Source organism: Pontiella sp. (assembly GCF_041622395.1).
Classification (GTDB): domain Bacteria; phylum Verrucomicrobiota; class Kiritimatiellia; order Kiritimatiellales; family Pontiellaceae; genus Pontiella.
Window position 1 is genome coordinate 1 of record NZ_JBFJYW010000113.1, and the last position, 10,649, is coordinate 10,649.

13 protein-coding genes are annotated in these 10,649 nt (G+C 60.7%); 10 read left to right on the forward strand and 3 right to left on the reverse strand.

All coding sequences use genetic code 11. The annotated features are described in order from the left end of the window. The coding region (locus tag ABYO54_RS08145) for a hypothetical protein (RefSeq protein ID WP_372807753.1) at positions 1 to 268 on the forward strand (268 nt) is incomplete at its 5' end. Between the two features lie 49 nt (positions 269 to 317). Here the strand turns inward: ABYO54_RS08145 and coaD are convergent. Beyond that, complete coding sequence (gene coaD, locus ABYO54_RS08150; RefSeq protein ID WP_372807754.1) at positions 318 to 806, reverse strand: pantetheine-phosphate adenylyltransferase; 489 nt, start codon at positions 804 to 806, stop codon at positions 318 to 320. Continuing rightward, positions 803 to 1,363: a 16S rRNA (guanine(966)-N(2))-methyltransferase RsmD gene (rsmD, locus tag ABYO54_RS08155; RefSeq protein WP_372807755.1), complete on the reverse strand. Its 561-nt coding sequence runs from the start codon at positions 1,361 to 1,363 to the stop codon at positions 803 to 805. The genes coaD and rsmD overlap by 4 nt, the downstream gene beginning before the upstream one ends. A gap of 187 nt (positions 1,364 to 1,550) precedes the next feature. On the opposite strand from rsmD, the gene ABYO54_RS08160 reads away from it, so the two are divergent. The 4 genes from ABYO54_RS08160 (at position 1,551) to ABYO54_RS08175 (ending at position 4,900) form a co-directional block, all read left to right on the forward strand. Then, a complete protein-coding gene (locus ABYO54_RS08160; protein ID WP_372807756.1) occupies positions 1,551 to 2,330 on the forward strand; it encodes a dihydroorotate dehydrogenase electron transfer subunit in 780 nt (259 codons plus the stop codon). Between the two features lie 70 nt (positions 2,331 to 2,400). After that, positions 2,401 to 3,315 (forward strand): dihydroorotate dehydrogenase, encoded by a 915-nt coding sequence (locus ABYO54_RS08165; RefSeq protein ID WP_372807757.1) that lies wholly within the window; start codon positions 2,401 to 2,403, stop codon positions 3,313 to 3,315. Continuing rightward, complete coding sequence (locus tag ABYO54_RS08170; RefSeq protein WP_372807758.1) at positions 3,312 to 3,905, forward strand: hypothetical protein; 594 nt, start codon at positions 3,312 to 3,314, stop codon at positions 3,903 to 3,905. The genes ABYO54_RS08165 and ABYO54_RS08170 overlap by 4 nt, the downstream gene beginning before the upstream one ends. After that, positions 3,902 to 4,900 (forward strand): hypothetical protein, encoded by a 999-nt coding sequence (locus ABYO54_RS08175; protein ID WP_372807759.1) that lies wholly within the window; start codon positions 3,902 to 3,904, stop codon positions 4,898 to 4,900. The genes ABYO54_RS08170 and ABYO54_RS08175 overlap by 4 nt, the downstream gene beginning before the upstream one ends. On the opposite strand, the gene ABYO54_RS08180 is transcribed toward ABYO54_RS08175, so the two are convergent. Beyond that, on the reverse strand, positions 4,888 to 5,190 hold the full coding sequence (locus tag ABYO54_RS08180) for a nitrous oxide-stimulated promoter family protein (protein ID WP_372807760.1): 303 nt from the start codon (positions 5,188 to 5,190) through the stop codon (positions 4,888 to 4,890). The genes ABYO54_RS08175 and ABYO54_RS08180 overlap by 13 nt on opposite strands. A 390-nt stretch (positions 5,191 to 5,580) precedes the next feature. Between ABYO54_RS08180 and ABYO54_RS08185 the strand changes: the two genes are divergently transcribed. From ABYO54_RS08185 to ABYO54_RS08205, 5 genes are all read left to right on the forward strand, one after another. Continuing rightward, entirely contained in the window at positions 5,581 to 7,800 is a 2,220-nt protein-coding gene (locus ABYO54_RS08185) for a protein kinase domain-containing protein (protein WP_372807761.1), read from the forward strand. Between the two features lies 1 nt (position 7,801). Next, positions 7,802 to 8,410 (forward strand): RNA polymerase sigma factor, encoded by a 609-nt coding sequence (locus ABYO54_RS08190; RefSeq protein WP_372807762.1) that lies wholly within the window; start codon positions 7,802 to 7,804, stop codon positions 8,408 to 8,410. A gap of 116 nt (positions 8,411 to 8,526) precedes the next feature. Then, positions 8,527 to 8,733: a 50S ribosomal protein L31 gene (gene rpmE, locus ABYO54_RS08195; protein ID WP_372807763.1), complete on the forward strand. Its 207-nt coding sequence runs from the start codon at positions 8,527 to 8,529 to the stop codon at positions 8,731 to 8,733. Between the two features lie 182 nt (positions 8,734 to 8,915). Then, positions 8,916 to 9,992 (forward strand): peptide chain release factor 1, encoded by a 1,077-nt coding sequence (gene prfA, locus ABYO54_RS08200; protein WP_372807764.1) that lies wholly within the window; start codon positions 8,916 to 8,918, stop codon positions 9,990 to 9,992. A 96-nt stretch (positions 9,993 to 10,088) separates the two neighbouring features. Further along, the coding region (locus ABYO54_RS08205; protein WP_372807765.1) for a DUF3592 domain-containing protein at positions 10,089 to 10,649 on the forward strand (561 nt) is incomplete at its 3' end.

The following is a 10,649-nucleotide window of genomic DNA, read 5'->3' on the forward strand; positions in this document are numbered from 1 at the left end:
CAAGCTCGTCCGGCTCGGCTCCCCCGCCCGCCCGATGATCGCCCTCATCGATCCGTCCAACCGCGCCGTCGAAATTCTGGACCAGGAAAACGGCGCACTTGAAATGCAACTCGCCTTCGAGGTCTTCCTCACCTCCAGCTTCGCCGACACCGGGAAAAACCGCGGCACCGAACCCCACGACATCGAATCCGGCGACCTCAACGGCGACGGCATCGGCGACCTCGTGATCCTCGCCCACGACAAGCTGCTGATCTATCTCGGGGAATAGCCGACTCCGGCGGCCGGAGCCGGCCGAGGGGGATGGCAGGTTGTTCCGGCTACGCGGTTTTGCCGAGTTTGATCCGGAGGGCGGCCTGCACGGGCGGCGGCACGAATTGTTCGATGTTGCCGCCGAGCTGGGCCACTTCGCGAACGTTGCTGGAGCTGACGTAGGAATAGTCCTGCTTCGGCATGAGGAAGATCGTCTCGATCTCGGATTTCAGCTTCCGGTTGGTCAGCGCCATCTGGAACTCGTATTCGAAGTCGGAGAAGGCGCGGAGCCCGCGGACAATCACTTGAACATTTTGGGACTCGGCGAATTCAACCAACAACCCGCTGAAGTTCTTGACCTCGACGCCGGGGAGGTGGACCGTCGACGCCTTCACCAATTCAACGCGTTCCTCCTGCGTAAAGAGCGGATTCTTGCCGGGGCTCGTCGCCACGCCGATCACCACGCGCGGGAAAATGCGCGCGGCCCGTTCAATAACGTCGAGATGCCCCATCGTGATGGGATCGAAGGTTCCGGCGCACAACGCGGATTGATTCATCGTTCTTCCTTTTGCTTCAGCTTTAAAATGAGGACGCGCGTTTTGCCATAGCGCTTGTCGCGGATGATGCTCCACGGCTCGGGAACCACGGGTTCGCCCTTGGAACGCATCTCGTATACCAGTATTCCATCGTCAGTCAAAACCGAACCGTCCGCGATTCCGGCCAGCGTGTTGGCCATGGCGTCGGGCAGGTCGTAGGGCGGGTCGGCCAGGATGAGGTCGAATTGCCCCGTTGCGCGGCCCAGCCACTGGATGGCATCGGACTTCCAGCACTTCGTCGCGCCGAGTTCATCGTTGCGCATGGAGTCCAGATTGGCCTGCAGGTTGCGGAACACGGTCGGATGCTGTTCGACAAAGGTGACCGACTTCGCCCCCCGGCTCCACGCTTCCATGCCCAGCGCCCCGGATCCCGCAAACAGATCGAGCACATCCAGTCCTTCGCAACGGCCGCCCAGCGACGAAAAAACCGCCTCCCGCACCGCCTCCATCGTCGGCCGCACCTCCCGGTCGGGCACCTCGAAGCGGCGGTTCCGCAATATCCCACTTGTAATTCTCATGGCGCACACCCTACCGGAATTTCGCGCCATGCAAATCCAATTCCGAAACCCATGCCCATCCGGCAACCGGGGCGGTTGCGAATGGATCGACGGATCCATGGGCCCGACACCGCCAAAGAAAGCGCCCCCTCGCTGCCGCCCATATTCCATTGACCTGCATTTGCGAAATCCCCATTATCCCGCGCCTATGAAACAAGAGAAAACCACTGTCGTTGAGCATCATAATTTCCAAGGCGAATACCGGATTTTACGGCTGGCCGCGCCGGAAGTCGGGCCACGGGTTCTGCCGGGCCAGTTTCTGGAGCTGCAGGTTCCGCGCCTCGGCGAGCGTATTCTGCGCCGGCCGTTCAGCATCTACCAAGCGGGCCCCGAGGGCGTCGCCGTCCTCTACAAGGCCGTCGGGCGCGGCACCGAAGCGATGGCCGCCATCCAGCCGGGCGACGAAGTCGACATCATCGGCCCGCTGGGCAACGGCTACCCGGAAGCGGATACGGGCAAGACGCCCGTACTGGTGGCCGGGGGCTATGGCAACGCCGCGCTCTACATCCTGGCCCAGCGCATGCAGAAGAAGGGCATCGCCTTTTTCGGCGGACGTTCGGCCATCGATATTTTGCTGGTGAAGGAGTTCGAGGAACTCGGCTGGGAGGTTCGCCCGACCACGAACGACGGCACGCTCGGCACGGAAGGGCTCGTGACCGCCGCCTTCGACCCGTGGATGGCAGCGCAGGACAAATCCAAACTCGAACTGTTCGTCTGCGGCCCGAACCCCATGCTGAAAGCAATGGGCGACCGGGCGATCGACAACGGGTTCACCGCGTGGCTGTCGCTCGACCGCAACATGGCCTGCGGCGTCGGCGCCTGCCTGACCTGCGTCATCAAGCGCAAGACGGAAACCGGCTGGGAATGGGCGCGCTGCTGCAAGGACGGCCCCATCTTCGAATCCCGCGAAATCCTCTGGGAAGGTTAAATTTAACAAAAGGCCGCAAAGAGCGCGGAGAAACCGCCTTTGCGAACGTTGCGATCTTGGTGTGAGAATTATGAGTGTTGATCTAAGCATTAAAATTGGCTCGATGGAGATGAAGAACCCGGTGACGGTGGCTTCGGGAACCTTCGGCTACGGACCGGAGTATGCGGAGCTGGTGGACCTGAACCGTTTGGGCGCGATCACCGTGAAGGGCATCTGCCCGGAAGCGCACGTGGGCAACCATACCCCGCGCACCTTCGAAACGCGCGGCGGCATGCTCAACGCCATCGGCCTGCCGGGCCCGGGCGCAAAGGGCTTCATCGAAAAATACGTGCCGTTCCTTTCGCAGTACGACACCCCCGTGATCGTCAACATCTGGGGCAAGGGCAAGGACGACTATGCCCGCGTGGTGGACATGCTCGACGGCGAGGATACCGTCAGCGCCTACGAGATCAACCTCTCCTGCCCCAACGTCAAGGAAGGCGGATCGGCCTTCGGCACGGACGTGGCCACCTTCGCAAGCGTGATCGAGCTCGTCCGCGCCAGAACCCGGAAACCGATCATCCCGAAGCTGGCGCCGAACGTGCCGAACATCGGGGCGTTCGCCAAGGCGGCGGAGGATTGCGGGGCCGACGCCATCGCCATCATGAACACGATGCCGGCCATGGCGATCAACATCGATACGCTGGAGCCGGAGCTGGCCAACAAATTCGGCGGGCTGAGCGGCCCGCCGATCAAGCCGATCGCCATCAAGCTGGTGTTCGATGCGGCGCGAGCCTGCACGATTCCGATCATCGGCATGGGCGGCATCTTCGAACCGGAAGACGCGATCGAGTTTCTGATCGCCGGCGCAACCGCCGTGGCGGTGGGTACGGCCAATTTCGTCGACCCGACCACCCCCCTCCGCGTGATCGAAGGGATTGAACGCTACCTCATCGAAAAGGGTCACACCTCCGTCGCCGACATTGTCGGAACCGTTAAGGCATGACCACCCCTAGAACCATCGCCAGCTATGCATTGGCCGCCATCTTCGTTGCGGCGATCCTGGGCTATTCGTTTTGCCAGCCGTTCCAGCCGGACGCCGTTTGCGCGGCCATACCGGAACGGGCGACGTTCGTGTTCAAGGCCAAGAACCTCGATGAACTCCTGAAAAGCCCGGTCTACAGCCAGCTCGAAAAAGCGCTCGGCGCCGGAAACCCGCTGGCGGCCCCGCAGGGGGCGAACCGGTGGATCAAGCTGGCGGCGGCCTCGGAAATCGCCATCGCGGACATTCCGTTCCGCAGCAGCGGCCGCACCAAGAGCTGGGCGGCGGCAAGCTGGGTGGGCTGGCGCAGCCCCTGGTTGCGCTGGCAACTCGAACAGTCGCGCAACCCGAACCTCAAACCGCTCGGCAAACATGCCGCCTGGCCGATTTGGCAATACGATGCGCCCAACCTTGCGCACGGCATGAGCCTGACCTTCGCGCTGACCGACAACCTGCTGCTGGCCTGCCTTTCCGAATCGCCGGCCGATATCCTGCTGCTGATCAACACCTACGACAAACGGTCACCCGCCCACCCAAAGGAACCCCAACCATGACCCCGCTAAAATTCGCCCTCCCCGCCCTGGTCGTCTGCGCCCTGCTGGCCGGCTGCCAATCCAACAATAAGAAAACGGCTGAAGACGGAGAGATCCTGATGCCGAAGATGCAGCAGAACACCTATCTTTCGCATGCCAGAGCACCGCAGGAATTCGGCTTTGCGGCATATCCCGTGGGCAATGGAATCGGGTTCCAAGGCACCGGGCATCTTCACCCCAACCACATGGCCACCGTGGAGTTCCTGAAAGGCAAGGTTCCGGTCATCGAAATGCGTGGCATGTCGAAACGCAAGAAAATCAACATGCTGCTGGATACCAGCTCGAATGCGTCTTGGATGGAATTCATCAATGCGGAGGAGTTCGGCGCGATCTTCCTGGGGATCGAAGGCAAATACGTCCCCTACCGCGGCGGCTACAACACGGGCGGGGCCGATGCCTACGCCGCCGTCGTGAAGCAGATGCGGATCAATCAGCTGTTCATTGAAAACACCCCGCTCTACGTCCGCATGGCCATGAACTCGCTCGGGCCGATGGCCCGCGGCATCGTCAAACCCACCGTCGAGGGGGTCATGGGGTACGACGTCATGCGCAACTTTGAATACATCCAGTTCAACCTCGACCAAGGCGCGGTCCAGTTTTCCGCGAGCATCCCCTATGTTCCGAACGAACAGCATTTAATGACCAAGGCGCGCATCGTTCCCCAAAAGGATTATGGCCTGGCCGTGGAAGGCGCCATCTTCGGAACCGCGACCCCGATCATTCTCGACTTCGCGGGCGACTTCCATTTTGTCCGAAGCGACGCCAAGGTGGCCATCACGAAGCAAGTGAGCATCGGCGACATCGTCTACCGCAAGGTGCCGACGATGCTCTATCCGGTCGACGAAACCCGCGCCGCGCAACCTCTGCCGCGGGCCGGACGGCGGATGCTGGAAGACTACGTCGTCACCATCTGCCCGAAACTGGGCTTGGTCTACTTCGAGCGCTATTCGAAGTAGCGCCGGGAACGGACCAGGTGGCGGATGGCGAGCCGCGGGTGCCGGAGCAACATGCGCGGCCCCGCAAAACGCATTACCACCCTGATGCGCGCGCGCATTTCGGGTTTGTAGCAATGCACCGTGCATTTGTTGCAGACGGGCTTCCGGCTCCCGAACGGGCATTTTTCGATGCGCTCGAGCGCATAGGCCAGCAACCCGGCACACGCTTCGCAGGGAACCGTTTCCGCGGAATGGTGCGCCCGGCAATAGAGGCCGATCATGGCGGCGACGGTTTGGGCTTCGGGATCCATGGTGCAAGGTTGTAGCCCAAGCAAACGCGTTTTCCAACCACCGTTTTGCAACACCGCGGGGCCTCCCGCGCGACGCCCCAATCCTGTTTCCATAATTTTTCGGCATTTATTTCGCACCCAACCCCCCTGTTTTACGGGGGTTTTTTGACCATCCCGCGAAAATGCAAAAAAAAGTCGGGTAATGGATAACAGTCGGGATTCTGCCTACGTATACATAAGCGAACCCAACAACAACCCAGAAGCACGCAGCTCAAGTGAACCCAAACCTGTTGCAAGCTTCTACCGAAAATTACTCCGAGAAACCCCGCCCTTCCCCGGCGGGGTTTTCTTTTGCCCACTCAACGCGACCATGCTACGGTTTTCGCCTTATTTCCCGACCGAGGAACTGAAATGGATACCCCCGAAAACAACCACAGGGAACACGGCAAGAAAACCGCCCCGCCCATCCGGGAAATCGGCAATGCCGGCCTTTTCGCGGACGACATCGTCTTTTCCGACACCGAGAAAATCCTGTTCGAGGAGGATCTGCACGAGAAACGGTCGAACCGCGACGGCCTGATGGACGGGAACCCTGCGGAGCGTTATTCGGTCAACAAAAAGCTGAACCAAGGCGGCATGAAGGCCATCTGGGAGGTGGACGACCACCGGACCGCCCGCAAGGTGGCCATGGCCCTGATCCAGGATTCGAGAATCGCCTCCGAAGACGACATCGATTCGTTTCTGTACGAGGCGCGCCTGACCGCCAACCTGCAGCACCCGAACATTATCCCGATCTACGACATCGCCCTCGACGAAAACGGCAACCCCTACTTCACCATGAAATCGCTCAAGGGCGAAACCCTGGGCGAAATCATTGCGCAGCTGCGCAACAACAATGCGGAATACGTGAAGCGCTACACCCGTACCCGCCTGCTTTCCATCTTCCTCAAAGTCTGCAACGCCATCGACTATGCCCACACCAAGGGCGTGATCCACCTCGACCTCAAACCCTCCAACATCAACGTCGGCGACTTCGGCGACGTGCATGTGCTCGACTGGGGCCTTTCAACGCTGATCACCCATCTGAACGAATACGACGGCGAACCGGTGTCGTGGCATAGCCTCGACGACGTTGCGCTCGAAAACGGGCAGACCCTGACGCGCTACCTGGAGGGATCGGCCAAGCGGCGCGAACGGCGCAACGTGGTGGGCGGAACGCCCGGCTACATGTCGCCGGAGCAGGCCCAGGGCGTCCCCTCGGACATCGATTTCCAGACCGACGTCTACATGCTCGGCGCCATGCTCTACGAAATCCTGACCCACCACTGCCCCATCGAGGGCGGCACCGTAAAGGAATCGCTCCAACGGACGGTGCGCGGCGACTTCGAGCTCCCCGCCAAGCGCGCGCCGGGGCTGCGCATTCCGGCGGCACTCGCCGCCATTGCCATGAAGGCGATGGCGACCGATCCCGCCGGCCGCTATCCCAGCGTCGCGGCGCTCATCCGGGATGTCCACCAATACCAGGACGGGTTCGCCACGATTGCCGAAAACCCGACCTTCCTGACCCACGCCACGCTGCTGGTCAAGCGCCACAAGCTGGCCGTCGGCCTGATTGCCGCAACGGTTGCGATCATCGCCGCCATCCTCGCCCAGAGCTTCAACTCGATCAAGAAGAGCGAAAAGGTGGCGCTCGACGCCCTCGACCGCTTGCAGGCGAAAAACGACTACATCGCCTCGACCGCGCGGAAGGTGGCGCCGGACTATCTCGACCTGATGCGGCAGCAGGAAAAAGCCTACCGCTTCGCCGCCGCCGAACAATCGCTCGAAACCAGCCTGGCCTTCGACCCCAACCTTGAAGCCGCCTGGATGCAAAAGGGCCTGATGCAGATCAGCCAACGAGATTTCACCAATGCCTGGACCATCCTCTCCGGCAACCACGGCCACCCGGTCGAGAAAAACCCGCCCGCCGTCCGGCTGGCGAAAAAGCAGATGGAAGCCGGCCCCATGAGCGACGCCACCCTGCCGGGGCTGGTGCGGGATATGGCAACCTATGGACTCGCCGATGGCCTGCCCCGTCTCTTCTACCACCTGAACCGGGCTCCCTTCGATCCGCAGACCCGCTTCCCGGCCTTGGCCGAAGCGCTCCGGATCCTGAACCCCAACGTGGCCGAACTCAACTTCGAGTGGCAACCGAGCGGCACCGCCGGCTGGATCCTCGACCTCGGCAACAACCCGGAGCTCAACGACATTTCGCCGCTGTGCGGGCTGGACATCCTGATCCTGAATGCCGGCAACACCGGGACCCCCGACCTGAACCTGCTGACCGAAGGCGGCATGATCGAACTGCGCCTGTCCGGCACCCGGCTCAACCATCTGTTCGAACTCGACCAGATGAAAAGCCTGCAGCTGCTCGACATCAGCAAAACCCGCATCCGCAACATCTCGAACATGATCCGCTACCCCAAGTTGCGTGCACTCGACCTCAGCGGCATCGACGATCTGGACATTTCGCCGCAACTGATTTGGAACCAAAACCTGAAGGTGCTCACCGTCGCGCAACGGTACAGCACCGACCCCACCATCGCGGCGCTGGCCCGCCGCGGCGTCATCATCCTCTATTCCGACAACTGACATGGCCGACGAAAACCAATACCAAACGAGGGTCACGCTGCTGGCCAAACTCAAGAAGAGCGAGAACCACGAAGCGTGGCACGAGTTCGAGAACATCTACCGCGGCTTCATCCTCAGCCTCATTCTACGCATGGGCATCAACCAGGAAGATGCCGAAGACATCAGCCAAGCCGTCCTCACCAAGGTTTGGCAAAAGATCGAGGATTTCGAGTACAGCCAAAACAAGGGCAAGTTCCACAACTGGCTCGCCGCCATGACCCGCAACACCGTGAAGGATTTCTTCCGCACCAAGAAAAACTTCATCACCGGGCGCGATTCGGTTGAATATCAGGAACAGTATGTCGCCATCGAGGAACAGGTGCTGCCCGACATCGAAAACCTCGCCCGCGAAGAATGGGTGCTGCACATCACCAACCTCGCCTGGGACAACATCAAGAACGACATTTACGAAACCAAGCGCGAGGTCTTCAAATTGGTCTCGGCCGAAGTCCCCAACAAGGAAATCGCCAAGCAACTCGGCATCTCCGAAGCCAGCGTGCGGGTCTACAAAGCCGAGGTCTTCGAGAAAATGCGCGCGGAAATCACCCGCCTCAACCGCGAACTGGGTTGATTCCCCCCGGCCAAACCGGACGCGCGCGAGCCCTAAAAAAAAGAAACTAAGCCTTGCGTCGGCCCAGCGCTTTGTATAAAAACCTCGCTCCCAATTGAACACGAGGATTTTGAGTCATGAAAACAAATATTCATCCGAATTATAACGAAGCAACGATTCGCTGCGCCTGCGGTAACGAGATCGTCACTCGTTCTACCGTCAAGGAAATGCACGTGAACATGTGCTCGAGCTGCCACCCGTTCTTTACGGGCAGCGCAAAGCTCATCGATACGGAAGGACGCGTCGATCGCTTCAAGAAGCGTTTCGCAGAAGGCATGTACTAGCCCACGCCTTTTTTCGCCGGCCGGACCTGCGCGAGCATGTTCGGCCTTTTTGTGTCTACACGACATGGAAGGAATGGAATGCGGGATGACTGGACCAACCGAATCGTGCCGGCACCGTTTCCCCGGCGATCTTTTCTGCGGCCATCCATCCATCTCCCACCCGTAAAAACCAGGATATTCCCATGATCGACCATGCATATCTAGAACAGCTCCAATCCAAGCTCGGCCAACTCGAACAACGCATGTCGTTGCCGGAGGTCTCGGCCGACCCGAAGAAGATGCAGGAGTGCATGCGCGAGTATTCCCACCATAAAAAGCTGGCCGGGTGCGCGAAGAAATTCCTGGATCTGGCCGACGCCAAGGCGGAGTCGGAAGCGATTCTGGCCGACTCCGGCTCCGACGACGAGCTCCGGGAAATGGCGGAAATGGAACTCGCCGAGATCGAGGAGCGCCTGCCCCAGGCCGAACGCGAAATGATGGCCGCGCTCATCAAGCCCGATCCGACGGACAGCCGCAACGTCATCATGGAAATCCGCGCCGGCACGGGCGGCGACGAAGCGGGCATCTTCTGCGGCGACCTCTACCGCATGTACACGCGCTACTTCGACCTGCGCGGCTGGCGGCACAAGGTCCTCGACCTGAGCCCGTCGGAATCGGGCGGATACAAGGAAATCTCCTTCTCGGTAGAAGGCGAAGACGTCTACAAGGTGCTAAAGCACGAAGGCGGCACCCATCGCGTGCAGCGCGTGCCCCAGACCGAAACGCAGGGCCGCGTCCACACCTCCGCCGCCACCGTGGCCGTGCTGGCCGAAGTGGAAGAGGTCGATATCGAGGTCAGGACCGAAGACCTGCGCATCGACACCTACCGTGCGCAGGGCGCGGGCGGACAGCACGTCAACACGACCGACTCCGCCATCCGCATCACCCACGTCCCCACGGGCGTGGTGGTGCAGTGCCAGGACGAGCGCTCGCAGCACAAGAACAAAGCCGCCGCCATGAAGATGCTCCGCGCCAAGCTCTACGACGCCATGCAGCGCGAAAAGGAAGAAGCCCAGGCCTCCGAACGCAAATCGATGGTCGGCTCCGGCGACCGCTCCGAAAAGATCCGCACCTACAACTATCCCCAAAACCGCCTCACCGACCACCGCATCAACCTGACGCTCTACAAGCTCGACCGCGTCATGGAAGGCGCGCTTGACGAAATCTTCGACGCCCTCCACGAACACGACGTCGAAGAGCGCATCAAGCAGCAGATGTAGCCGAAGCGGCCCAGCCGCTTTTCAAAAGCTTCGCGGTCGTTTTTCCGTGCATCAACCCGCCGGGAAAATCTATGCTTTCTGCTATTTCGGGGGGTTATGATGCGAACAGGGGTTTCAATAGGCGTTGCCGGCGGGGTGGTCGGCAACTTGATCTTCAGCGGATTCGCGCTCTTCTTTGCGTTCATGGGTTCCATGTTCGTGAAACAGGAATGGAACAACCTGCAGGAAACGAAGGCCATGCAGGCCTGGGTGCAAACCGACTGCACGATCGAAACCTGCAAGACCGAAGATGCCGGGGAAGATTTCCGCCTGGTGGTCACCTACCGCTACGAAGTGGACGGGCGGACCTTCACCAACGACCAATACGGCAAACGCCGATACCTGAAGGCGGAAACCATTACCGAAATCAAACGCGCCGAGCAGCGGTTTCCGCCGGGCAAAACCGTCGCCGGCCACTACAACCCGGCCAATCCCGCCGAAGCCGTGCTGGACCTGCCGACCGTGGCGGGGGCGAAAAAGGGCCTCGGCTTTGCATTGATCTTTCCGGCCGTCGGACTCGTCTTCGCCACGATCCCGTGGTTGCGCGGGCGAAAAAAGCGCGACGGCGAGCCCGCGAAGGCCAAGAAAGAGCGCTCGCCCAAACTGTTCCTGGTGCCG